Origin of the sequence: Arthrobacter oryzae, from assembly GCF_030718995.1 — a bacterium.
Taxonomy (GTDB): Bacteria; Actinomycetota; Actinomycetes; order Actinomycetales; family Micrococcaceae; genus Arthrobacter; species Arthrobacter oryzae_C.
Genome location: NZ_CP132204.1, coordinates 4,105,925 through 4,128,278 on the forward strand (window position 1 = coordinate 4,105,925; position 22,354 = coordinate 4,128,278).

Genomic DNA, 22,354 nt, shown 5'->3' on the forward strand with positions numbered 1-22,354 from the left:
CCATGACCAAGTACGTCGGCTACATCAACATGACAAAGAAGCAGGCCGAGGCTGCCTTCCAGGAGTACCTGGACGAGCGCGGGCCGGCATTGGAGCGGCTGCGGGAGGCCCTGGCGGCCGACGGCCAGGCCCCGGACGTCGTCCTGGACGGGACGGTCGAGAGCCTGGTTCCCCTGTGGCGGTGGATCCTGGCCCACCTCACCGTCGCGGACGCCCCCGGAGCGACAGACACGACCAGCGTGCCACGGGAACAATGGCCCTCCTGGGCGCGGTACGGCGGCGAGACGGTAGGGAAACTCTCGCTGGAGTCGCTGGTCCTGCTCGACGGGCTGGTGTCCTATCTGGGCGACGTCGTGCAGCAGCGCGCGCCCGAGGCGCGGTGGGCGGTCGCGCACCACCGCATCAAGCGGTACCACCTCAACAAGCACCCTGTTCTGGTCAGCGGCACGGGGGAGGACCACCACTTCCTCCCGGATCTTTTGAGGGCCCGCGCCCACGGCCACATCACGGGCTTCCGCGAGTCCCCGGATGACGCCATGGCCGACTACGCACGTGGCCTTATCGGGCAGTTGAACCGAGGCGACCAGCCGGACGATGAGGAAATGGCCGAGCCGGAGCCGCTCGTCGAGGTCGAGGACCTGGGTGATGACGAGCTCCGCGGCCGGGAGCTTGAAGTGGCGCTGCGGGAGGACATCGTCTATGAGCACAACCGGGTGGTGGGCCGCATGCTCAAGGCCCTCAAGGAGGAGGACGGCGTCACCCGCGTCATCCGCGAGGACCGTGAGATCCTCCTGGTCGCCACACCGACCTGGACTACCACGCAGCTTCAGGACTGGGTGGCACGCTATCTTCAGGACAACATCCGCGACCTGCGGCTGGCCTAGAACAGCCAGATCAACAGAAGGAGCAAGACATGGGTGCATGGGGATTTCAGGCCTTCGAGAACGACGATGCCCTGGACTGGCTGGTAGAGCTTGAAGCTGGCGGGGCTGAGGTCGTCCGCCAGGGCCTGAACGCTGTCGCCGACGGCTACATCAACGCACCTGACGGGAGTGTCGCTGTTGCGGCCGCAGAGATCACCGCCGCAGCGCAGGGGACCCCGCACGGCGACCTGCCCGAGGACGTGGCAACATGGGTGACCGCACACGGGGCCGAGCTCACGGCTGAAGACGCGCAGCTCGCCCTCGAGGTGGTTGAACGGGTTGCCGGCGAGGAGTCCGAGCTTGCCGAACTGTGGGACGAGGCGGGGGAGCCGGAATGGAAGGAACCCCTCGACAACCTCTCCGAAAGACTGCGGGCAGCACTGACGTAACACCAGGCCGATCTTCTGCGCATGTTCCCTGGTGAGACCACTTCGAAAACGACCCGCGGCTGAAGGCCACGAAAATAGGAAGCATGAAAAAGAACACCATGGCGGGGAGCAAGTCCCGGAACGAGATCTGGTACTACTCCATCTTCGGTACCGTGGTCCTGATCGGCACCGTTGCGCTCATGCTGTTCGGCGTGAACCACCGGGTATCAGATGACATCGGGCCCCTGTCTGCCGGTCTGGTTCTTAGCACCTGTGTCTTCCGCTTCGGCCTGCCCTGGAAGTGCCTCTACTTCCCGTCCCTTGCATCGTTCTTTGTCGTCGCTCTGATGTTGGGGCAGCCCGGACTCATGTGGTGTGGCGGTTATATTGCGGGGTCGCAGTTTGGTGTCGCCTGGCGGATGGCAGTCGTCGAGCGAAAGCCGAAGCCCAAATGGACTGTGAACGGTCGGGGCGTCGACACGCTGGCCCGGGCGCGGAAGGCAGCCACGGAAGCGCTGCGCTCACTGGACGGCACCAAGCGTGAGGGGGTCGTCGTAGAGCATGGCCCGGCTCGCTTTGAGGTTGCCGGAGCCCTGCCATCGAAACTGGTCTGCCACCGGAATCCCGATGCCGGCAGCGACTTTTCCTGGGCGATCCTGTCCCGGACCGGAACCGGCACTGGCGAGTCGGTAGAAGTTCCGATCGGCCGGATGAAGGGCTTCATCCCATTGCAGTACGTCCACGATCTTGGCCCTGTGGAGGCCGCTCTCAATGACTTCCTGAACGATCCGGGGGCTGAGTCGCTGGGGCCGGAGTGGAACACGGACCCGGTCGCCTTCGACCTGCGGCTTCACGTCTAGAGCAAACATCCCTGAATGGAGACCCAAGTGATGGAAAACCCCATGTTCGCCAATGCAGACACATACTTCCGTCAGATCGAAGCTCCGGTCCGCAAAGGATTGTTCATGCGCGGGCGTTTCATGTTTGAAGTCATGACAGCGCCCGGAGTAACCCGCCTCGTGGCACTGGGAGAGCTGGGTGAAGCCCTCGGGTATGGCCCCCAACACTCCCGAAAGGACTTCCAGGAGTGCCGGCTCACAGCCGCCCGGCTCCTTCGCGAAGGCCGAAGTGACGCCTGGGTGCACTACTCAAGCGCTCAAGTGGTGCCGGACGAGTCGCTGCGGGATGTCACATGATGCCCCGTCTCCGGCGCTTCGTGCAGGGATGGAAAGACAGTCGGGGAAGGCTTGGACATGCGACCGAATGAGGGTGTTCTGCTGCTGCTCCAGCTGTCTGTAGACCTGGATCAGCTCGGAAAAGATACGTCTGCAGCATGGTTACGCCAGCAGGCCGATGAACTGCAGAGAGGGACGGACCGGAGGCGACGACTTGAGGCGTGCCGCAGCGTCATCCATGCACTCGACAATGGACCGGGCCGGATCCCTGACCTCTATTTTGCTCACCCTGACGGGTCTCCGGACGCTGCCCGAACGGAACAGTACCTCGCCACCATCCGGGCTGTGCGACGATTTGCACGACGCGCCGTGCCGCCGTTGTCCTTCTTTATTCTGTGACTCACCGCCCCATCACTTCCAGGACATCGAGCACCGTCCGGAGCAGCGCCAGGGCGAGGCTGCACGCCGCGATCCACAGACCGGCGACCTGGACGCGGGTCGCTTTGCTGCTTCCCGATTCGTTCACCTGGGACCGCCCTTCGCTTGCCGGGGAACCATCATAGGGACCAGGCGCCGACAGTCAGGCAGCGCAGAGTTGGCCCGTGCAGCGCAGGCACCGTTACCTCCTCACGTTCTGCCGCTCGGCCCAGCAGACCCCGCACGAGCTGCGGATGAAGGCAGAGCAGGAACTGACCGAGGCGCGCGCCAAGATCCACCGCGAGTTCGTGGTTGCCATCTACGCCAAGATCGGCCAGCCCCGCGCTGGGCGGCCTGACACGTACGAGGCAGGGTTGAAGGCTGCACTGGATGCTGTCCGGCAGCTCGGCTCCCCCTACACGGACGACTCCCCAGACGGCGAGGACTGACGGACGCGCGGGCTATGACCGGGCGTCTGCAGACACCGTGCGGGACGTGATGAAATCCCGCAGTGCCTCCGGCTCCAGCAGGACGTCCTTCTTGGTCGCACGGTTGACGTTGATCCCGCCGATCTCGTCATGGATCGAGACCCGAGCCAGCACCACCCCTGGCGTGTGCAGCGCGTACACATCCTTGAGCGCGTCGTAGACCGCGCGTTGCTTCCACCGCGAGGACCCCAACGGGCCCAGGATGCCACGCTCATCCGATCCGCCGAACATTTTGTCCGACGAGTCGTTGGCCCACTTCTTACCATGGCTTCCTGCCCGCAGGCACATGTCCTCCATCTCTACCGCGTAGCGGGCGTACGCCTCGGACCACGGCAGGTCAGGGGTCCAGGGCGTTGCGAGGGAGAGGCTTCGGTAGCGGTTGAAATGCAGGTCCTCATCGAACTCGATCAGGAGATCATCGGCCCGCATATCCCAGTGCTGCGGCGCCAGCGCATCCTGGTAGGTCGGGACACCGCCCATGCCGCGGAAGATGGCTTTCAGTGTGTCGGCGACCGTGTCAGGAAGCGCCCGTGTGGTCGCCCACGGGACTGCGGCCTTGGACGGCTTTCGCACCACCGTGTAGCCGGCGTTTGTGAGTGAACGCATGAAGGATGCGGCCCGGTGCTCCTTGTTGCCCATGCTGCATCCTAGCGGGCTGCCGGGTACGGCAAGCCGGAATTCGGCACGCATGGCTCCCATGACAACTCTCGACGAAACCTACATGCTCAAACAGCCTGTCCGGCACCGCTTCCGGCGCCTGGACACCCCTGAATTCGTTCACTACTACGGCCTCACCTACGACAACTACCCGGAGCCTGACGGCACCTTCGAACTGGGCCGTCGAGGCGGCCAGGCTGCGGCGCACCGGCCAGCGCTAGGCGAGTCCCAGTTCAGGCAGTGCGTCCACGATCCGGTTGGTCTCCAGGCTGAGCGCCAGGATCCGGCCAATCAGGTCGATGATGTAGCGGGGCTGTTCGTGCTCGCGCGACCAGTCGTTCGGGTCATTCACGATCCCCGACGCTTTGTCCGTTCTGACCTGGTACCGCTCGATGATCCAGTCCACCACTGACCGGGAGCCCAGCATGTACCGCTGGGCGTCCTCCGGGATGCCTTCCAGCGTGATGTGGGTGTTGTAGATGATCCGGGTCTTGTCCCAGGCCCCGGCCTTGCCGGCGTACTTCATCTTCGTCACCGCGTACCGGGCATAGTCGTCCTGCTCCACCGGCAGGCCGGTCGCCACCTCGTTCAGTGGGTATGGCTCCAGGTCCTCGTAGCCGATATGCAGATCCGAGAGTTCTAGGCAGGCCCCCACAAAGGCCCGGAAGCGGTCGGCGCCGGGAACTTGGGGGATGCGGGGCAGCATCTTCTTCAGGTCAGCGGCGAACATGGTCCGGTACCGGAGGAGTGAAGCAGGCCGTAGACGTAGAAGAAGATGTCGTCCTCGCTGACGTCCGGACCGTAGGCGGTCCGGTAGTCGGCCAGGGCGGAGTCGGTAATGTTATCGACACGCTCCGGGCCTACAGGCTTCGACTCGAGCTCTCCGAACAGATCTGCTTCCCCTCGGGGGATCGCTGAGTAGGCGTACCTGGGGAAGAACTGGCCCAGACCAGAGCCCCAGTATGACAAATTGGGGATCTCGTTCACGGCGAGGGCCGAGAAGGGCTTCTCGGTGCCCACCCCGACGATGTAGAAGCCGAGATTCTCGGCGTCCGGGCTCGAGTAGATGTCATTCAGCCTGTAGACCATGTCATTGAGTTGGCGGCTGAAATGGACGTGCTGTTTGTTGAAAGGCCGGTAGGCGCCGACCCGGTATCCGTTACTGGCAACGGAGTATTTGACGGACGCCCCGGGCAAGCTGCACCTTGTCGGCACGGTTCCAGCTGAACTTTGTGGGATCCGTGTTGATGAAGTCCTCGACACTCCCTGTTCCCGGGTAGCGTTCCACTTCCGAATTGTAGGAGTCGACCATCCGTTTGACGTTTGTCCTCGTCTCTGGTCCATGCCTGTGTCACCTTGACGATGTGCTGGCCTGATCGTGTCTCTTGGAAATGCCTGCCTTCGAGCGCGGTGGCCTCCGAAAAGCGCAGGCCCGTAAGTATCAGGAAGTCGAACAAGGCTCTGTAGGGATCGGTCAGCTCGGCCTTTACCAATCGCCACTCCTCTTGGGTGAGGAAGGTCGCCTTTTCCTCAGTGTCTTGACTTTTGGGCGGCGCAATTTCCTTGCACGGGTTGTCAGGTCGACGCTTGTCTCTGACCATCGAGTTGAAGACCGCGGATATGAGGCCGTGGTTATTTGCGATGGTCTTAGATGCAAGCCCCTTTGCCTCCATGCCCTTCATCCACTGGACAATGTCCCGGTACTCAACCTTGGTCGCATCCAGGGTTCCGAGGGTGTCGGCAACACGGCACTTATGGTTGCTTTTGTAACGCCTGATCGTGTAGCCCTTGGCGTTCGTCAGCAAGGCGATGTGGTCCTCGATCATTCGGGTGACCGTGTAAATGCCCTTGTAGTGGTCCTTGGCACTGTTCAACGCTGCGTCCACGTCGTTTCCATGAGCGTTCAGGACGGTCACAAGGAAGTTTGCGTCGTCCTCCGAGGCCACCTTCTGGGTCCTCTGCTTCTTCGTCGCGGGATCCACCCACCTGACGAAGTGAGTAACCGTGCCGTCTTTGCGTTGTCTCGAATCTCTGTAAGCCACAAATGCAATATGCGTCTCACCCTCACGCGGGTGTCGCATTTCGACACCCGCGTGAGTGAAGTCGGCCCTCGCGTGAGTGAGGGCACAAAAAAACCCCGGTTTCCCGGGGTTTTTTCAGTGCGCGGAGGGGGACTTGAACCCCCACCCCCTTTCGAGGACTAGCACCTCAAGCTAGCGCGTCTGCCATTCCGCCACCCGCGCAGGTGGTAATTCGGAGATCGATTCCGCCTTTCAGCGTTTTGGATTTCTCCGAAGCAGCGAGAAAGACTCTAGCACGACTTTTCCGGAAACAAATAATCGGGGGTTGAAGGGGGCTTGTAGGTAGGCTGAAGCCAGCAATCAAGCCGCCCCCACGAGGAGTGAAACATGACTGAAGTACGCCCCGAGGATGAAGTCGTCAGGATCTGCCAGGAACTGATCCGGATCGACACTTCGAACTACGGCGACGGAACAGGTCCGGGGGAGCGTGCGGCCGCTGAATACACCGCCGGCCTCATCACCGAGGTGGGGCTGGATGCGGAGATCTTCGAATCGTCGCCCGGCCGGGCCAACGTCGTGACCCGGATTGCCGGGGAGGACCCCTCGGCCAGCGCCCTCGTGGTCCACGGACATCTGGACGTGGTGCCGGCTCTACGGGAGCAGTGGTCGGTCGACCCCTTCGGCGCCGAACTGAAAGACGGCCTGATCTGGGGCCGCGGAGCGGTGGACATGAAGGACATGGACGCCATGATCCTCTCAGTCATGCGGAACTTCGCCCGGACCGGACGCAAGCCTAAGCGGGACCTGATTTTCGCCTTCTTCGCCGACGAGGAAGCGGGAGGCACCTACGGCGCCCGTTACGCCGTCGAAAACCGCCGGGAACTCTTCGACGGCGCCACCGAGGCAATCTCCGAAGTCGGCGGCTTCTCCGCCACCATCGGCGGCCAACGGACGTACCTCCTGCAGACTGCCGAGAAAGGCCTCTCCTGGTTGCGGCTGGTGGCCCACGGCCGTGCCGGCCACGGTTCGCAGATCAACACTGATAACGCCGTCACCCGCCTCGCCAGCGCGGTGTCCCGCATCGGTGAGTACAGGTGGCCAGTGGAGCTGACACCCACCACCCGGCAGTTCCTCGACGGCGTGACGGAACTCACGGGCGTGGAGTTCGACCCGGACGATCCGGAAAAGCTCCTCAAGGAGCTCGGAACCGTGGCACGGTTCGTGGGGGCCACCCTACAGAACACCACCAACCCGACGCTCCTCAAAGGCGGATACAAGCACAACGTCATTCCCGAGTCTGCTGAGGCCCTGGTGGACTGCCGGACACTTCCCGGCCAGGAACAGCAGGTGCTCGAGATCGTCAAGGAACTCGCCGGCACCGGCGTCGAGGTTTCCTACGTCCACAACGACGTCTCATTGGAAGTGCCTTTTGCCGGGAACCTGGTGGATTCCATGATCGACGCCCTGCACGCCGAGGACCCCGGCGCCAAGGTCCTGCCCTACACGCTGTCCGGCGGGACGGACAACAAATCCCTCAGCCGGCTGGGCATCACCGGGTACGGCTTCGCCCCGCTGCAGCTTCCGGATGAACTGGACTTCACGGGCATGTTCCACGGCGTGGACGAGCGTGTGCCCGCCGAATCCCTCAAGTTCGGCGCCAGGGTCCTGGACAGGCTCCTGACCACCTACTGATCCCGCACGCTCCCGAATGACCAGAGACGCCCCGGAAAGCCGGCCCATGACTCCTGACCAGATCCTTACCGAGCCATTGCTGGAGCGCATCCGTGGCCGTGCCTCCGGTTACGACCGGGAGAACGCATTCTTCACCGAGGATCTGGAGGAACTCGCCGCAGCGGGTTACCTCAAGATCTTTGTGCCGGCGGCCGACGGCGGGCTGGGTCTTGGGCTAGCAGCGGCAGCCCAGCTGCAAAGGAAGCTCGCGACGGCGGCGCCGGCCACCGCACTGGCTATCAACATGCACCTGGTCTGGACCGGTGTCGCGCATGTCCTGGCCGCCCGCGGCGATTCCTCGCTCGATTTTGTCCTTCGGGAGGCCGCACAGGGAGAGATCTTCGCGTTCGGCAACTCGGAGGCCGGCAACGACTCGGTGCTTTTCGATTCACAGACCGTTGCCACGCCGCATGCGGACGGCAGCTACACCTTCACCGGGCGAAAGATTTTCACCAGTCTTTCCCCGGCGTGGACCAGGCTCGGCATCTTCGGCAAAGACGGTTCTGCCCGGGGCGGCGAGGGGGAACTGGTCCACGGCTTCCTCGGCAGGGACGCTTCCGGTTACGAAATCCTCGACGACTGGGACACGCTTGGCATGCGGGCCAGCCAGTCCAACACCACCGTGCTGCACGGCGCCGTCGTGCCTGCGGACCGGATCTTCCGCAAACTTCCGGTAGGACCGAACGCGGACCCGCTGGTTTTTGCTATCTTCGCCTGCTTCGAGACGCTGCTGGCGGCGGTCTACACGGGCATCGGCGAACGGGCTCTTGTCCTGGGTGTTGAGGCCGTGAAGCGGCGCACGTCTTTGAAGAATGAGGGGCGAAGTTATGCCCAGGACCCCGACATCCGGTGGAAGGTGGCAGAAGCAGCCATGGCGATGGACGCGTTGTATCCGCAGCTTGCGGAGCTGTCGCGGGACGTTGACGAGGTAGTGGACCACGGTGGCCAATGGTTCCCCAGGCTTGTGGGCCTAAAGACCCGGGCCACGGAAACAGCGCGCACGGTGGTGGATCTGGCAATCAGGGTGTCCGGCGGATCGAGCTACTTCCGGGGGGCCGAACTGGAACGGCTCTACCGCGACGTTCTCGCCGGCATGTTCCACCCGTCGGACGACGAATCAGCGCACAACACGGTGGCCAACGCCTGGCTGGGACGGCTGGAGACGCCATAGGCTGCCGGCGCTGAAGAGTGCCGGCACTACTGACCGGGGCGCTGTACGCTACACCGTCCGCTGGACCTGAATGACTTTCCGGCGGAGCCAGAAGCGCCGCCCGCCACCCAGGTAGAGGACGCTGCGCTCCAGTTCCCACTTGCCGTACTCGGAATGTTCAACCAGGCGCCGGCGGGCCTCCGGGAGCGAATCCTCAGGACTGACCGTCAGTACGAGGTACTCGTACTGCCTCGCGTAGTCCCGCTCCCGCTGGACTGAACTGCTCAGAAAATGTTCTTTCATTGCTCTCCATTTTCATCTTTTTCCGGCTAACGTGAAGGCATGAGCATCGATCCGCGTGTCGCGCTTCAGTCACTGACCACAGCCCTTGAAGAACACCTGATCGCAGCCTCCGCCCGGCGGGGCGAAGGGGACCCAACGGTCGAAGCGGCTTTCTTTGCCGTAGCCGATGCCTTCGAAGTTTATGACGATTCCCTCTACGAGGCATATGGCGAAGTGACTCCGCTGGAGGTCATTGACGACGTGGAAGACGACGACGACGAAGATGCCGAAGAAGACGAAGAGCTGGAAATCGTCGACGACTAAGTCGCCAGGCAGCCGGGAAACCGACTGCTCACTCCGCGGCTGCTCACTCGGGCGCTGAGACGTCTTCCAGCGCCCGCGCGATTTCCGCGGGCACATGGGTCAGCTGGGAATCCAGGATCTCTTTTAGTTGCACGGGGGACCTGGCACCCACAACCGCGGTCGCCACGCCATGCTGTGACAACAGCCAGCTCAGGGCGACATCGATGGGGGAGCGGCCAAGACCCCGCGCGGCCATGGCGACCGCTTCCACGATCCTGGACGCGGGCTGCTCCAGATAAGGTTCCACATAGCTGGCCAGCCGCTTCTGCGCCGCCCGGGATTCCGCCGGTATGTGCCCCCGGTACTTCCCGGTGAGGACCCCGCGGCCCAGCGGCGCCCAGGCAAACAGGCCCAGGCCGGCGTCCTCAATGGCCGGAATGAGCTCGGATTCGGGCTTCCGCTGCAGCAACGAGTACTCCGACTGGCTGGCCACCAGCGGAAAGCCGGCAACCGCCGCGGCCTTTGCCGTCTGCCATCCGCTGAAGTTCGATACTCCGGCGTAGCGGGCGCGGCCTGTTCGCACCGCAAACTCGAGGGCCGACAACGTCTCCTCGAGGGGGACGTTGGCATCCCAGGCCTGGGCGAACCAGATGTCGACATAATCGGTGCCCAGCCGGGCCAGGCTGGCATCGAGGCCGGAGAGCATGCCGTTACGGGACGTATCGACGCTCCTGCGGCCGTCCGACGTCGAGATTCCGGCTTTGGTGGAAATCACCACCTCAGAGCGGGAGACAACGTCACCCAGCATTGAGCACAGGAGTGCCTCCGCCTGGCCATCGGCGTACGAGGCCGCCGTGTCGATGACGGTTCCGCCGGCGTCAACGAACGTGCGCAACAGTTCGGAGGCATCCTGCTCATCCGTCTCCCGCGCCCACGACATGGTTCCCAGGGAGAGTGAGGACACGCGCAACCCACTGTTGCCGACATAACGCTGCTGCATAGCAGTTAGCTTACGGGGATTCACCCTGCTCCATGACGTAGGGTCTATAAACGTGAACTGGTTTGAAGCGGCCCTGCTGGGTCTTGTCCAAGGGCTGACCGAATTCCTCCCGATTTCCTCAAGCGCCCACCTGCGCATCATCGGCTCGTTCCTGCCAAATGCAGCGGACCCGGGAGCGGCGTTCACCGCCATCACGCAGCTTGGAACCGAGACGGCTGTGATCGTCTACTTCTGGCGGGATATCGTTCGGATCGTCAAGGCCTGGTTCGGCTCGCTGACCCGGCGCGTACCCTCGAACGATCCGGATGCCCGCATGGGCTGGCTGGTGATTCTGGGCAGCCTCCCCATCATTGTTCTCGGCCTGATCTTCCAGGACCAGATCGAGTCCGTCCTCCGCAGCCTGTGGATCGTGGCCACGATGCTGATTGTCTTCGGCCTCTTCCTCGCCGTGGCAGACGCCGTGGGCCGACAGGAACGCGAGCTGACGGCCCTGACGTACAAGCACGGCATCTTCTACGGTTTTGCGCAGGCCATGGCCCTCATCCCCGGCGTATCCCGGTCCGGCGGAACCATCACAGCGGGACTGCTCATGGGGTACACCCGCGAAGCGGCAGCCCGCTATTCGTTCCTCCTTGCTATCCCCGCGGTGTTCGGCAGCGGCCTCTACCAGCTGTACAAGGTGGTGTCCAAGGACGGCATCACCGGCCCCTACGGCCTGCCCGAAACAGCCCTGGCCACGGGCATCGCCTTTGTTGTTGGCTACGTCATCATCGGCTGGTTCCTGAAATTCGTTTCCACCCGGAGCTACCGGCTCTTCGTCTGGTACCGCATCTTCCTCGGCATGGCGTTGTATTTGCTGCTCGGTTTCAATGTCATCAGCGCCTAGCACTAGGCTTGGCCTGTGAAATCCTGGATCTCCCGCCCCGTACCTCAGCTCCCCGGCCGCATGCCCGCCGTTCGGATTTTCGACACCGCCGAAAGGGCCTACAGCACCCTTGAAGCCACGGGTGAACAGTCTCTGTACGTCTGCGGCATCACCCCGTACGACGCCACCCACATGGGGCACGCGGCCAGCTATGTCGCCTTCGACCTGCTGAACCGTGCGTGGCGGGACGGCGGCCAGCGGGTTGCGTACGTCCAGAACGTGACCGACGTGGATGATCCCCTCCTCGAGCGGGCAACAGCGACGGGCGTGGACTGGCGCGAGCTGGCCGCCAGCCAGATCGACCTCTTCCAGGCAGACATGGCGGCCCTGAACGTATTGGCGCCGGACCACTACGTCGGGGCGGTCGAATCCATCCCGGAAATCGTTCCCGCGATCGAACGCCTCCTTCAGCTGGGCCTGGCCTACCGCGTCGCCGGCACTGCCGGTGAGCCGGACGGCGACGTCTATTACGACGTCGAGGCCGCCAGCAAGCAGTCAGCAGACGCCGGGGCCTGGACACTGGGATCCGTGTCCGGGCTCTCCGAAACCGAGATGCTTGAACTCTTCGCCGAACGTGGCGGCGACCCCGGCCGCGGAGGCAAGCGGCAGGCCCTGGACCCGCTGCTTTGGCGCGTGGCCCGCGACGGGGAACCCAGCTGGCCCGGTGGCGAACTGGGGGAGGGACGTCCCGGCTGGCACATTGAGTGCACGGTCATCGCGCAGAAATACCTGCCTGCACCGTTCACCGTCCAGGGCGGCGGATCGGACTTGATCTTCCCGCACCACGAGATGGGCGCAGGCCACGCCTATTCGCTGGCCGGAGTTCCCCTGGCGCAGCACTTCGCCCACGCCGGAATGGTGGGCCTCGACGGTGAAAAGATGAGCAAGTCCAAGGGAAACCTGGTGCTCGTATCCAAACTTCGGGCCGCCGGCGAGGAACCCGCGGCCATCCGCCTGGCCATCCTCGCCCACCACTACCGCAGTGACTGGTCCTGGACCGACGCCGGCTTCGCCGAAGCCAAGGACAGGCTCGCCAAGTGGCGTGGTGCCCTGGCCATGGCCCCGGAAGGGTCAGCCGCTGCCCTCATCGCCGAGATGCGGAACGAACTGGCGGACGACCTGAATGCTCCGGGCGCCGTCACGGCGGCGGACCGCTGGGCAGCCGACGCGCGGGCCCGCGCAGTTGCCGGCTCGCCCATGGACCAGGCCCTGGTCAGTGACGCCGTCAATGCGCTGCTCGGCGTCGAACTCTAGGCTTCGCGTCGAACTCCAGCTTTCAGACCTTACTGTTTGTCCTTGCCCCGCCGCTTGAGGTACCGCTCGAATTCGCGGGCAATCGACTCTCCGCTCGCTTCCGGAAGGTCGGCAGTGTCTTTCGCCTCTTCCAACTGCCGCACGTAGGCCGCAATCTCCGGGTCCTCGGTGGCGAGCTCATCCACGCCGCGCTCCCAGGCGTCCGCTTCCTCCGCGAGTTCGTGCGTGTCGAGCGGCACCTGGAGCAGCTCCTCGATCCGGTGAAGGAGGGCAAGCTGAGCCTTGGGCGAGGGGGCCTGGGCGACATAGTGCGGGACGGCGGCCCAGAGGGACACGGTAGGCAGGCCCGCCAGGAGTGCCACTTCCGAAAGCACTCCGACGATTCCGACCGGACCCTCGTACTGTGAGGCCTCAAGGTTCATCCGTTCGCGCAGGGCGCTGTCGTCCGTCGACGTGCTCACCGGGATGGGTCGGCTGTGGGGCACGTCCGCGAGCAGGGCGCCCACAAGGATGACGTAGTCCACGTGCAGGGCTTCGGCATGGACAAGCAGCTCAGCCGTGTACGCACGCCATTTATACGACGGCTCCGTACCCTGGACAAAGATCACATCAACATTCGCGTCCGGGGCGCTGGCCTTGTAGATCCGTGTGGACGGCCATTTGATCTTGCGCTCCCCGGATGAGGTCCGGCGGATGGTGGGCCTGGTGAACTGGAAGTCGTAGTATTCGTCTGCGTCAATCGAGGCCACTTTCTTGCCGCCCCACAATTTGTTCAGGTACCGAAGGGCATCGCTCGCCGCTTCGCCGGCATCGTTCCAGCCTTCGAAAGCGGCGAGCATCACTGTGATGCGCTGACCTTCGGGCACGGGCTGCAGCAGCCGCTCCGGCTCAGGCGTGGCACCCGGTTCGCTGGTGTCTCCCTCGAAGCTATTCATTTCTTCACCCTACGTCCAAGACGCCGTCGGGTGCATGAAATGAAGCGCCACTAATCTTGGCCGCGCCGCAGCCGGAACCCCGCGGGGCGTCGCCGGGGGCCCCGCCGTTCCGGCATCCTGCAGGATATTCGCCAAGGGCGTACTGCAAGGCTGCGGCCGATTGCTGCACCGTAGACTTGGAGCTATGCGATCCTCAGTCTCCCAGCCACTTCTTAAAGCCGCTTTATGGGACATGGATGGCACCATCGTCGACACCGAACCGTACTGGATCGAAGCCGAGCACGCCCTCGTTGCAGCCCACGGCGGACAGTGGTCCCACGCACAGGCGATGCAGTTGGTGGGCCAGTCCCTGGTGTTCTCGGCCGGCGTTCTCCAAAGGGCCGGTGTGAACCTGGAGAAACGGGAAATCATCGACACCCTCACGGCGCAGGTCATTAGCAAAGTCCGTGCCTCCGTTCCCTGGCGGCCAGGGGCGCGCGAACTGCTGGACGAGCTCCACGAGGCAGGCGTCCGGTGTGCCCTGGTGACGATGTCCGAAGGGCCTCTGGCGCGCGAGGTCGTAGCGGCGCTGCCGAAACCCTATTTCGAGTTCCTGGTGACCGGCGACACCGTGACCAACGGCAAGCCCCACCCGGAGGCATATCGCAAGGCAGTCGACCTGCTGCGGCAGCAGGACCCCGACCTCACCGTCCACGACTGCGTTGCCCTGGAAGACTCGGCCCCGGGAGTGGCAGCCGCCATGGCGTCCGGAGTCGTGACCGTGGCAATCCCGCACATCGTTCCGCTGCCCGCCGATCCAGCACGGGCCACGTGGCATACCCTCGAAGGCCGCACCGTTGCCGATCTGCAGCAACTCGTGGCCGCGCGCGGCGACTTCCCGGCAGGGAACGCCGGCCTTGAAGACTCCATGGTCCGGAGCCACGGCCTTGACTGAACCAGCAGGCGGCAAGGACCCCAAGGTCACCACGGGACGCAGGGAAGGCATATCGCTGGGCCGCATCGCGGGTATCCCGGTGATCCTGGCCTATTCGTGGTTCATCATCGCAGCGTTCACCGTGATTGTGTATGGGCCCGTACTCGTGCGCCAGTACCCGGACATGGGCGTTGCGGCCTACTACGTGGCCTTCGCCTACGCCCTGCTCCTGCTCATCTCCGTGCTCGTCCACGAGCTGGCGCACGCCCTGACGGCCAAGATCTTTAACTGGCCCACCGAGAAAATCGTACTGAACCTCTGGGGCGGCCACACCCAGTTCGAGGGCTTCACCGCCACCCCCGGACGCTCGGTGCTGGTGGCGATGGCCGGACCCGCCGCGAACCTGTTGCTTGCCGGAGCCGGCTGGCTGTTCATCATCGCGACGGATCCCTCCGGCGTGACGGGCATCCTCTCCAACATCTTTGTCTGGGCGAACCTGCTCATCGGTATCTTCAACGTCCTTCCGGGCCTTCCCCTGGACGGCGGACGCCTTGTTGAGTCCGCCGTCTGGAAAGCCACCGGCAGCCAGGAAAAGGGCACAGTGGCCGCGGGCTGGGCGGGCCGGATCATCGTTATTGGGCTGGCTGCCTGGTTCGTCCTGCTCCCGTTGGCTCGCGGCGACCGCCCCGACGTGTCGCTGATGCTCATTACGGTCCTGGTGGGCAGCTTCCTCTGGATGGGTGCTTCGGCCTCCATCCAGCACGGGCGGCTCCGCAGCCGGCTGCACCTCGTCAACGCCGCCACCCTCGCTGAACCAGCGGTGGGAATACCCGAATCCTCCACAGTGTCCGATGTCCTGCAGCTGGCTCCGCAGGGTACGCCGGTCATTGTCCTGTGTGGACCGGACGGCCGGCCGGCACGAATCGTCTCCGACGTCGCCGTGGCCTCCGTTCCGGCAGCAGCGGCGGCCACGACGCCCGCAACAGCCGTGTCGCACGCCCTCGGTGCCGGCGCGTATGTACCTGAGTGGTCCCAGGGCCAGGAGCTCGTACAATTCCTGGCCCAGCTCGAAGGGCAGGAGTACGCAGTAGTGGATCACCACGGCAAAGTGACCGGCCTGCTCCGCCAGTCAGCCGTGGTGAGCGCCATTACAGGCAAAGAATTGCGCCGCGGCGGGCGAGCCAAGGCGCAGAACCGGTAGAGTTACCTGCCGGTCGTGAAATACCGGCGCCCGGGGCCGGCAGCCGGTGCCCAGGCCGTCCTGATGCACGGCCACCCAGGTTTACAAAAGCGAGGAATATTCCATGAGCAGCGAAACTGCCGCCAATAACATCACGCCGGGCGACGCCGTCGGCACCGCAGGCACCACCGGGGCAGTGCCGGTGGGCGCTGCCCGGCGCCGGGGACCGTTCCGCGAAGGCGAGCGTGTGCAGCTGACTGACGAACGCGGCCGGATGAACACCATCTCCCTTGAGGCCGGGGGAGCATTCCACACCCACCGCGGCTTCCTGAACCACGATGAAATCATCGGCAAGGTCGACGGGTCAGTCGTGACCAACAACGTGGGCCAGCAGTATCAGACCCTCCGTCCGTTGCTCTCGGATTTTGTTTTGTCCATGCCCCGCGGCGCCGCAGTGGTTTACCCGAAGGACGCCGGCCAGATCGTCACCATGGCGGATATCTTCCCGGGCGCGCGTGTGGTGGAGGCCGGTGTGGGGTCGGGTGCGCTGTCGATTTCGCTGCTGCGTGCAGTAGGCGACAACGGCTACCTGCATTCCTTTGAGCGGCGCGAGGAATTCGCCGACATTGCCCGAGGCAACGTGGAAACGATCTTCGGAGGTCCGCACCCCGCGTGGAAGATTTCCCTCGGCGACTTCCAGGAGGAAGTGGTTCGCAGCGAAGCGCCCGGGTCCGTTGACCGGGTGGTTCTGGACATGCTGGCACCATGGGAGTGCATCGACGCCGTGGCCACGGTCCTGGCCCCCGGCGGCGTGTGGATCAACTACGTGGCCACCGTGACCCAGTTGTCCAGGACGGCGGAAGCGATCCGCGCCGACGGCCGCTTTACCGAACCTGATGCCTGGGAATCCATGGTCCGCGGATGGCACCTCGAAGGCCTGGCCGTACGGCCGGACCACCGCATGGTTGCCCACACCGGCTTCCTGCTGGTCACGCGCAGGCTTGCCGACGGCGTTACAGGCATCTCCGTAAAGCGGAGGCCTTCCAAGACTGACTTCAACGAAGAGGACGTCAACGCCTGGACGCCGGGCGCCGTGGGCGAGCGGCTTGTCTCCGACAAGAAACTGCGCCGCGCTGCCCGCGATGCCATCGCCGGAACCCACGTAAAGGACGATCCGGAGGTTACGAACTAGTCCGTATTTCGGATGTCTCCAGCAGTACCCGGCTTCTTGGGGCTAAGGTCTTAATAGAAGCGCAGGAAGGGGCTGATGCATGATGGAAACTCCGAATAACGATTCCTCATGGACACCGGACGAAGCCGTGGGGGCAGAGGAACCTGAGAATGCCCGCTACGTGGCCAACGAACTCTCGGTTGCAGACCGGCAGGTGAACATCCTTCGGGACAAACTGCGGCACATAGACCGCCAGCTTGCTGCCGCGACGCAGAACAACTCAAAACTGGTGGGCATGCTGGAAACCGCGAAGGCGGAAATCCTGCGTCTGAAGAACGCCCTGGACCAGGAAGGCCAGCCGCCGTACAGCTTTGGCACCATTCTGCAGCTCAACCCCAGGCGTCAGGCCACTCCCGGGAACAGCGGACAGGCTGCCAAGGAGGAATCCGTGGACATCTTCAACGCCGGCCGCAAAATGCGCGTCGGGGTAAGCCCGCTCGTCAACATGAACCAGTTGGCCGTCGGGCAGGAAGTCCTCCTCAACGAGGCCCTGCTGGTGGTGGCAGGTCTCGGATACGAACGGGCCGGCGAACTTGTGACGCTCAAGGAAATGCTGGGCTCGGACCGTGCCCTGGTGGTGGGCCGGGCCGATGAGGAGCGCGTCATCCGCCTGTCCGGGGCACTGATGTCGGAAAAGCTCCGTGTGGGCGACGCCCTCTCCATCGACTCCCGGACGGGCTACGCCCTCGAAAAGGTTCCCCGCTCCGAAGTGGAGAACCTGGTGCTTGAAGAGGTCCCTGACATCACGTACGAGGACATAGGCGGCCTCGGCCCGCAGATTGAGCAGATCCGGGATGCCGTGGAGCTCCCGTTCCTGCACCCGGACCTTTACCGCGAACACGGGCTCAAGGCTCCCAAGGGAATCCTGCTCTACGGCCCGCCGGGTTGCGGAAAGACGCTCATCGCGAAGGCAGTGGCCAATTCGCTGGCTGCCCGGGCCGCCGAGCGCACCGGAAACGTGGACCTGAAGAGCTACTTCCTCAACATCAAGGGTCCGGAGCTCCTGGACAAGTACGTGGGCGAAACGGAGCGGCACATCCGCCTGATCTTCTCCCGGGCACGTGAGAAGGCGTCGGATGGGAGCCCCGTCGTCGTATTCTTCGACGAAATGGATTCGCTGTTTCGCACGCGCGGCACCGGTATCTCGTCCGACGTCGAAACGACCATTGTGCCCCAGCTCCTGAGCGAGATCGACGGCGTTGAACGGCTCGACAACGTCATAGTCATCGGTGCGTCGAACCGTGAGGACATGATCGACCCGGCCATCCTGCGGCCCGGCCGGCTGGACGTTAAGGTCAAGATCCAGCGGCCGGATGCAGAGGCTGCCGCGGACATTTTCTACAAGTACATCACCACGGACCTTCCGTTCCATGAGTCCGACCTCGCGGAACACGGCGGCGACGTCCAGGCAACCGTGGACGCCATGATCCAGCGGACCGTCGAAGCGATGTACTCCACCGAAAAGTCCAACGAATACCTTGAGGTGACGTACGCCAACGGGGACACCGAAATGCTGTACTTCAAGGACTTCAACTCCGGCGCCGTGGTGCAGAACGTGGTGGACCGGGCCAAGAAGTACGCCATCAAGGACCTGCTGACCTCGCAGCAAAAGGGCATTCGCATTGACCACTTGCTGCGCGCCGTCGTCGACGAATTCCGCGAACATGAGGATATGCCCAACACCACCAACCCGGATGACTGGGCGCGCATTTCCGGCAAGAAGGGTGAGCGCATCACCTACATCCGCACTATCGTCCAAGGCAAGGCAGGGCAGGAGCCCGGGAAATCCATCGAGACAATGCCGAGCACGGGCCAGTACCTGTGACGCCGCGCAGCGGACGGGTGCCTGGTGCCCCGCTCCCGGCGGGCGGTGCGATGCGGGTCATGGGATCGGAAACCGAATACGGCATCCACGCTCCGTCGGCGCCCGGAGCCAACGCCACGATGATGTCTGCCCGGGTGATCCAGGCCTACGCCCAGCTGACCCGGCAGCGGGCCGCGGGCGGGGCGGAAACCCGATGGGACTACACCGACGAGGAACCTCTGCATGACGCCCGCGGGTGGACCCTCGAACGGAACCAGGCGGACCCCAGCCAGCTGACGGACCAGCCTCCGGTCCTTGACGCGGAAGCGGTGGCCCTGGCCTACGGACGGGAGGAACTCGAGCAGGACGGCGAGGACGAAGCCGGCTCACTCCTGATGAACATGGTGCTGGGCAACGGCGCGCGTTTGTACGTGGACCACGCGCATCCGGAATATTCCAGCCCGGAGGTGACGAATCCGGTGGACGCGGTTGCATGGGATGCGGCGGGAGATATGGTGGCGCTTTCGGCGGTTCGCCGGATGGCCGCTGATCCGCAGCTTCCGCCCGTGAACCTCTACAAGAACAACACCGACAACAAGTCAGTGTCCTACGGCTCCCACGAGAATTACCTCATGCCGCGCGCGGTGCCGTTTGGCGACATCGTTCGAGGGCTGACGCCGTTCTTCGTCACCCGGCAGATCATGTGCGGCGCCGGCCGGGTGGGCCTTGGCCAGGACAGTTCCCGGCCGGGCTACCAGATCAGCCAGCGGGCGGATTTCTTCGAGGCAGAGGTGGGCCTGGAGACCACCATCCGCCGGCCGATCATCAACACCAGGGACGAGCCGCACGCCACGGCGGACAAATACCGTCGGCTGCACGTGATCATCGGTGACGCCAACCTTAGCCAGGTGGCCAACTACCTGAAGTTCGGTACCACGGCCATGGTGCTTAGCCTGATCGAGGCGGGCCTCGCGCCACGCGTGGAGGTCCACGAGCCGGTGGCTGCCCTGCAGGCCGTCAGCCACGACACGTCGCTGAGCGCCACGCTCCGGCTTCTGGACGGACGCCGGGTCACGGCGCTGGACCTGCAGTGGATGTACCACGAAGCGGCTGCCAAGCTCGCACAGGACACCGGCGTGGGCGACGCCGTGGACGGTGACGGACATACCCATGCCCTCCTGGAACGCTGGGCTGCAACGCTGACGGACCTCGACAGTGACCGGACAGCCGCGTCCTCCTCCGTGGAATGGCTGGCCAAGCTCTCCCTGCTGGAGGGCTACCGGCAGCGGGACGGCCTGGAATGGAACGACGCTCGGCTGGGCCTGGTGGACCTCCAGTGGGCTGATGTGAGGCCCGAAAAGGGGCTGTACTACCGGATGCTCGCCAGGAACCGCATGGAGCGGATCGTCGACGACGAAACAATCGCCCGCGCGGTGACGGAACCGCCGTCGGACACCCGCGCCTATTTCCGCGGCCGCTGCGTCAGCAGCTTCAGCAAAGACGTAGTCGGCGCCAGCTGGGACTCGGTGATCTTCGACGTGCCGGGCCGCGGGCGCCTGCAACGCGTGCCCACCCGTGAGCCGCTCAGGGGAACGGAAGCACTCACCGGAGGCCTCTTTGCAAGGCATCAGGACGCCGGATCGTTCCTGGCGGAATTGCTCGGACAAACTCCGCCTCCGCCACCGGCATAAAGCACCCCACCACGGCTTAAGGCGTGGCAATATGGGCTTACAGGATGTCCCCTCTCATCAGGGGCGGATAGAAGGAGAAGGAAATGGCAGGCCAGGAGCAGCAACAGCCGCAGTCACGGGAAGACGAATTCGACGACGACGCCCCCGCAACGCCGCCCGCATCCGGTGATGCCCAGGCATCGGCAGCCACCCAGGGCGTGGACGATCTTCTGGACGAAATCGACGGCGTCCTGGAATCGAACGCCGAGGAATTCGTCCGGGCCTTCGTCCAAAAAGGCGGCCAATAGGGCGCAGGCTGCCACCGCCTGAATGGAGGGACGGCAGCCCGGGGCCGAAGCGACGTTGATCCACCACGTTTAAGGAGTGCATCAGTGCAGGACACCACAGCCAACCAGGTAGCTGCGAACGCCACGTCATCATTCACTGAACACCTCCAACGCAACAGGCCCGGCTTACTGCCCTTCAATCAAGCCATGCCGGCGACCGCCGGAGCAGGTTCACAGCCGCTGCAGGTTCCGCATGCCACCACCATCGTCTCGCTGACGTATGGCGGTGGTGTCCTGATGGCCGGCGACCGCCGCGCCACGATGGGGAATGTCATTGCGAGCCGGCACATTGAAAAGGTCTTCCCGGCTGACCGGTATTCCGTGCTGGGAATTGCGGGCACGGCCGGCATCGCCATCGACCTCACGCGGCTGTTCCAGGTGGAGCTGGAACACTACGAAAAGATCGAAGGGACGCTGCTGAGCCTGGAAGGCAAAGCCAACCGGCTCGGCGCCATGATCCGCGGGAACCTGCCCATGGCCATGCAGGGACTGGCGGTGGTGCCGCTCTTCGCCGGGTTTGACCTGCCTGTGGGCGTGGGCCGCCTCTTTTCCTATGACGTCACCGGCGGACGGTACGAGGAGCAGGAGCATCACGCGGTGGGTTCCGGCTCCATGTTTGCCCGCGGAGCCCTCAAAAAACTCTGGCGGCCGGGACTTACCGAAGAGGAAGCCGTGGCCGTGGCCGTTGAATCGCTCTACGATGCCGCGGATGACGACTCGGCAACCGGCGGACCGGATCCCGTCCGGCAGTTGTGGCCGGTTGTCTACACCGTGGGCCGGACAGGCGCCCGGCGAATACCCGACCATGATCTGGCCGCCGTCGCCGGCGCCATCATCGAGGCCAGGACAACGGCTCGGCGGGAGGCCTGATATGACTCAACAGTTTTATGTGTCGCCCGAACAGCTGATGAAGGACCGTGCGGATTTCGCACGGAAGGGAATTGCCCGCGGCCGCTCCGTCGTCGTCATCAGCTGCGAGGAGGGCATCGCCCTCGTCGCGGAAAATCCGTCGCCGTCGTTGCACAAGATCGGCGAGATCTACGACAAGATCGCCTTCGCCGCGGTCGGCAAATACAACGAGTTCGAAAGCCTGCGCCAGGCGGGAGTCCGTTACGCGGACGTCCGTGGCTACTCCTATGACCGTGAGGACGTCACGGCCAGGGGACTGGCCAGCGTCTATGCACAAAGCCTTGGTGCTGTGTTCACCGCCGAGCAGAAACCCTTCGAAGTCGAGCTCGCCGTGGCCGAGGTCGGGGAGAGTCCCTCGGACGACCACCTGTACCGGCTGACGTTCGACGGCTCGATTGCCGACGAAAAACGTTTCATTGTCATGGGCGGCCAGGCCGACAAGGTCGCCGAGACCGTGGAAGGCGGGTGGCAGCGGGAACTGAACTTCGCCGGTGCAATCAGGCTCGCCATGAAGGGGCTGGTCACCGACAAGGAAGCCGGCGAACTGCCCGCATCAGCCCTGGAGGTGGCGGTCCTTGACCGCGGTTCGGAAAGCGCACGGGGATCCCGGCGGGCTTTCCGGCGCCTCGGCGACGACGAAATCGCCGCCCTGCTGTCTGAGGAGAACTGAA

General features: G+C 64.2%; 24 protein-coding genes, 1 tRNA gene and 1 pseudogene. 18 read left to right on the forward strand and 8 right to left on the reverse strand.

Translation table 11 applies throughout. The annotated features are described in order from the left end of the window. The first annotated feature begins 2 nt into the window (after positions 1-2). The 4 genes from Q8Z05_RS18830 (at position 3) to Q8Z05_RS18845 (ending at position 2,487) form a co-directional block, all read left to right on the forward strand. Positions 3-884 carry a hypothetical protein gene (locus Q8Z05_RS18830; protein WP_305941078.1) on the forward strand — a complete coding sequence of 294 codons (882 nt, stop codon included), beginning with the start codon at positions 3-5 and terminating at the stop codon, positions 882-884. Between the two features lie 29 nt (positions 885-913). After that, positions 914-1,312, forward strand: coding sequence for a DUF4259 domain-containing protein (locus Q8Z05_RS18835; RefSeq protein WP_305941079.1), 399 nt, complete (start codon positions 914-916; stop codon positions 1,310-1,312). Positions 1,313-1,395: 83 nt separating this feature from the next. Further along, positions 1,396-2,151: a hypothetical protein gene (locus tag Q8Z05_RS18840; protein WP_305941080.1), complete on the forward strand. Its 756-nt coding sequence runs from the start codon at positions 1,396-1,398 to the stop codon at positions 2,149-2,151. A gap of 15 nt (positions 2,152-2,166) precedes the next feature. Beyond that, positions 2,167-2,487 (forward strand): hypothetical protein, encoded by a 321-nt coding sequence (locus Q8Z05_RS18845; protein WP_305941081.1) that lies wholly within the window; start codon positions 2,167-2,169, stop codon positions 2,485-2,487. A 141-nt stretch (positions 2,488-2,628) separates the two neighbouring features. Here the strand turns inward: Q8Z05_RS18845 and Q8Z05_RS18850 are convergent, their stop codons facing one another. Together Q8Z05_RS18850 and Q8Z05_RS18855 are read right to left on the reverse strand one after the other, a co-directional pair. Further along, positions 2,629-2,754: a hypothetical protein gene (locus Q8Z05_RS18850; protein WP_305941082.1), complete on the reverse strand. Its 126-nt coding sequence runs from the start codon at positions 2,752-2,754 to the stop codon at positions 2,629-2,631. A gap of 112 nt (positions 2,755-2,866) precedes the next feature. Beyond that, a complete protein-coding gene (locus Q8Z05_RS18855) occupies positions 2,867-2,992 on the reverse strand; it encodes a hypothetical protein (RefSeq protein ID WP_305941083.1) in 126 nt (41 codons plus the stop codon). A 76-nt stretch (positions 2,993-3,068) separates the two neighbouring features. Between Q8Z05_RS18855 and Q8Z05_RS18860 the strand changes: the two genes are divergently transcribed. Beyond that, positions 3,069-3,332 (forward strand): hypothetical protein, encoded by a 264-nt coding sequence (locus Q8Z05_RS18860; RefSeq protein WP_305941084.1) that lies wholly within the window; start codon positions 3,069-3,071, stop codon positions 3,330-3,332. Positions 3,333-3,344: 12 nt separating this feature from the next. Here the strand turns inward: Q8Z05_RS18860 and Q8Z05_RS18865 are convergent, their stop codons facing one another. The 3 genes and pseudogenes from Q8Z05_RS18865 to Q8Z05_RS18875 all read right to left on the reverse strand — a co-directional run bounded on the left by Q8Z05_RS18865 (position 3,345) and on the right by Q8Z05_RS18875 (position 6,271). Beyond that, entirely contained in the window at positions 3,345-4,010 is a 666-nt protein-coding gene (locus tag Q8Z05_RS18865) for a DUF7255 family protein (protein ID WP_305941085.1), read from the reverse strand. A 235-nt stretch (positions 4,011-4,245) separates the two neighbouring features. Next, positions 4,246-5,372: pseudogene (locus Q8Z05_RS18870) on the reverse strand (type ISP restriction/modification enzyme). 816 nt (positions 5,373-6,188) lie between these two features. Next, positions 6,189-6,271 (reverse strand) — tRNA-Leu (locus Q8Z05_RS18875). Between the two features lie 165 nt (positions 6,272-6,436). Between Q8Z05_RS18875 and Q8Z05_RS18880 the strand changes: the two genes are divergently transcribed. Continuing rightward, positions 6,437-7,741, forward strand: coding sequence for a M20/M25/M40 family metallo-hydrolase (locus tag Q8Z05_RS18880; RefSeq protein ID WP_305941086.1), 1,305 nt, complete (start codon positions 6,437-6,439; stop codon positions 7,739-7,741). A 46-nt stretch (positions 7,742-7,787) separates the two neighbouring features. Next, positions 7,788-8,951, forward strand: a complete 1,164-nt coding sequence (locus Q8Z05_RS18885; protein ID WP_305941087.1) for an acyl-CoA dehydrogenase family protein — start codon at positions 7,788-7,790, stop codon at positions 8,949-8,951. A 48-nt stretch (positions 8,952-8,999) separates the two neighbouring features. Here the strand turns inward: Q8Z05_RS18885 and Q8Z05_RS18890 are convergent, their stop codons facing one another. Further along, complete coding sequence (locus Q8Z05_RS18890) at positions 9,000-9,233, reverse strand: DUF5703 family protein (RefSeq protein WP_028269225.1); 234 nt, start codon at positions 9,231-9,233, stop codon at positions 9,000-9,002. A 39-nt stretch (positions 9,234-9,272) separates the two neighbouring features. On the opposite strand from Q8Z05_RS18890, the gene Q8Z05_RS18895 reads away from it, so the two are divergent. Then, positions 9,273-9,536 (forward strand): hypothetical protein, encoded by a 264-nt coding sequence (locus Q8Z05_RS18895; RefSeq protein ID WP_305941088.1) that lies wholly within the window; start codon positions 9,273-9,275, stop codon positions 9,534-9,536. A gap of 43 nt (positions 9,537-9,579) precedes the next feature. On the opposite strand, the gene Q8Z05_RS18900 is transcribed toward Q8Z05_RS18895, so the two are convergent. Further along, on the reverse strand, positions 9,580-10,515 hold the full coding sequence (locus Q8Z05_RS18900) for an aldo/keto reductase (protein WP_305941089.1): 936 nt from the start codon (positions 10,513-10,515) through the stop codon (positions 9,580-9,582). Between the two features lie 52 nt (positions 10,516-10,567). Between Q8Z05_RS18900 and Q8Z05_RS18905 the strand changes: the two genes are divergently transcribed. Both Q8Z05_RS18905 and mshC read left to right on the forward strand, forming a co-directional pair. Beyond that, on the forward strand, positions 10,568-11,401 hold the full coding sequence (locus Q8Z05_RS18905; RefSeq protein ID WP_305941090.1) for an undecaprenyl-diphosphate phosphatase: 834 nt from the start codon (positions 10,568-10,570) through the stop codon (positions 11,399-11,401). A 15-nt stretch (positions 11,402-11,416) separates the two neighbouring features. Further along, complete coding sequence (gene mshC / locus Q8Z05_RS18910; protein WP_305941091.1) at positions 11,417-12,694, forward strand: cysteine--1-D-myo-inosityl 2-amino-2-deoxy-alpha-D-glucopyranoside ligase; 1,278 nt, start codon at positions 11,417-11,419, stop codon at positions 12,692-12,694. 29 nt (positions 12,695-12,723) lie between these two features. On the opposite strand, the gene Q8Z05_RS18915 is transcribed toward mshC, so the two are convergent. After that, positions 12,724-13,629, reverse strand: coding sequence for a PAC2 family protein (locus Q8Z05_RS18915; RefSeq protein WP_305941092.1), 906 nt, complete (start codon positions 13,627-13,629; stop codon positions 12,724-12,726). A 184-nt stretch (positions 13,630-13,813) separates the two neighbouring features. On the opposite strand from Q8Z05_RS18915, the gene Q8Z05_RS18920 reads away from it, so the two are divergent. From Q8Z05_RS18920 to prcA, 8 genes are all read left to right on the forward strand, one after another. Further along, positions 13,814-14,563, forward strand: coding sequence for an HAD family hydrolase (locus Q8Z05_RS18920; RefSeq protein WP_305941093.1), 750 nt, complete (start codon positions 13,814-13,816; stop codon positions 14,561-14,563). Then, positions 14,556-15,743, forward strand: coding sequence for a site-2 protease family protein (locus Q8Z05_RS18925; protein ID WP_305941094.1), 1,188 nt, complete (start codon positions 14,556-14,558; stop codon positions 15,741-15,743). The genes Q8Z05_RS18920 and Q8Z05_RS18925 overlap by 8 nt, the downstream gene beginning before the upstream one ends. Positions 15,744-15,846: 103 nt before the next feature. Further along, positions 15,847-16,914 (forward strand): tRNA (adenine-N1)-methyltransferase, encoded by a 1,068-nt coding sequence (locus Q8Z05_RS18930; RefSeq protein ID WP_305941095.1) that lies wholly within the window; start codon positions 15,847-15,849, stop codon positions 16,912-16,914. A gap of 82 nt (positions 16,915-16,996) precedes the next feature. Beyond that, positions 16,997-18,778 (forward strand): proteasome ATPase, encoded by a 1,782-nt coding sequence (gene arc, locus Q8Z05_RS18935; RefSeq protein WP_305943630.1) that lies wholly within the window; start codon positions 16,997-16,999, stop codon positions 18,776-18,778. A gap of 50 nt (positions 18,779-18,828) precedes the next feature. Continuing rightward, on the forward strand, positions 18,829-20,448 hold the full coding sequence (gene dop, locus Q8Z05_RS18940) for a depupylase/deamidase Dop (protein ID WP_305941096.1): 1,620 nt from the start codon (positions 18,829-18,831) through the stop codon (positions 20,446-20,448). 83 nt (positions 20,449-20,531) lie between these two features. Further along, a complete protein-coding gene (locus tag Q8Z05_RS18945; RefSeq protein ID WP_305941097.1) occupies positions 20,532-20,735 on the forward strand; it encodes a ubiquitin-like protein Pup in 204 nt (67 codons plus the stop codon). 84 nt (positions 20,736-20,819) lie between these two features. Next, positions 20,820-21,644, forward strand: coding sequence for a proteasome subunit beta (gene prcB, locus Q8Z05_RS18950; RefSeq protein WP_305941098.1), 825 nt, complete (start codon positions 20,820-20,822; stop codon positions 21,642-21,644). Between the two features lies 1 nt (position 21,645). Continuing rightward, on the forward strand, positions 21,646-22,353 hold the full coding sequence (gene prcA, locus Q8Z05_RS18955; RefSeq protein WP_305941099.1) for a proteasome subunit alpha: 708 nt from the start codon (positions 21,646-21,648) through the stop codon (positions 22,351-22,353). Position 22,354: the final 1 nt, after the last annotated feature.

Coding starts and splice junctions, on each gene's coding strand:
- Q8Z05_RS18915 (WP_305941092.1), bottom strand. CDS start 13,629: ATGAATAGCTTCGAGGGAGACACCAGCGAACCGGGTGCCACGCCTGAG.
- Q8Z05_RS18930 (WP_305941095.1), top strand. CDS start 15,847: ATGAGCAGCGAAACTGCCGCCAATAACATCACGCCGGGCGACGCCGTC.
- Q8Z05_RS18865 (WP_305941085.1), bottom strand. CDS start 4,010: ATGGGCAACAAGGAGCACCGGGCCGCATCCTTCATGCGTTCACTCACA.
- Q8Z05_RS18900 (WP_305941089.1), bottom strand. CDS start 10,515: ATGCAGCAGCGTTATGTCGGCAACAGTGGGTTGCGCGTGTCCTCACTC.
- arc (WP_305943630.1), top strand. CDS start 16,997: ATGGAAACTCCGAATAACGATTCCTCATGGACACCGGACGAAGCCGTG.
- prcA (WP_305941099.1), top strand. CDS start 21,646: ATGACTCAACAGTTTTATGTGTCGCCCGAACAGCTGATGAAGGACCGT.
- Q8Z05_RS18880 (WP_305941086.1), top strand. CDS start 6,437: ATGACTGAAGTACGCCCCGAGGATGAAGTCGTCAGGATCTGCCAGGAA.
- Q8Z05_RS18920 (WP_305941093.1), top strand. CDS start 13,814: ATGCGATCCTCAGTCTCCCAGCCACTTCTTAAAGCCGCTTTATGGGAC.
- Q8Z05_RS18835 (WP_305941079.1), top strand. CDS start 914: ATGGGTGCATGGGGATTTCAGGCCTTCGAGAACGACGATGCCCTGGAC.
- Q8Z05_RS18945 (WP_305941097.1), top strand. CDS start 20,532: ATGGCAGGCCAGGAGCAGCAACAGCCGCAGTCACGGGAAGACGAATTC.
- Q8Z05_RS18845 (WP_305941081.1), top strand. CDS start 2,167: ATGGAGACCCAAGTGATGGAAAACCCCATGTTCGCCAATGCAGACACA.
- Q8Z05_RS18895 (WP_305941088.1), top strand. CDS start 9,273: ATGAGCATCGATCCGCGTGTCGCGCTTCAGTCACTGACCACAGCCCTT.
- Q8Z05_RS18885 (WP_305941087.1), top strand. CDS start 7,788: ATGACTCCTGACCAGATCCTTACCGAGCCATTGCTGGAGCGCATCCGT.
- Q8Z05_RS18890 (WP_028269225.1), bottom strand. CDS start 9,233: ATGAAAGAACATTTTCTGAGCAGTTCAGTCCAGCGGGAGCGGGACTAC.
- Q8Z05_RS18830 (WP_305941078.1), top strand. CDS start 3: ATGACCAAGTACGTCGGCTACATCAACATGACAAAGAAGCAGGCCGAG.
- dop (WP_305941096.1), top strand. CDS start 18,829: ATGCGGGTCATGGGATCGGAAACCGAATACGGCATCCACGCTCCGTCG.
- Q8Z05_RS18840 (WP_305941080.1), top strand. CDS start 1,396: ATGAAAAAGAACACCATGGCGGGGAGCAAGTCCCGGAACGAGATCTGG.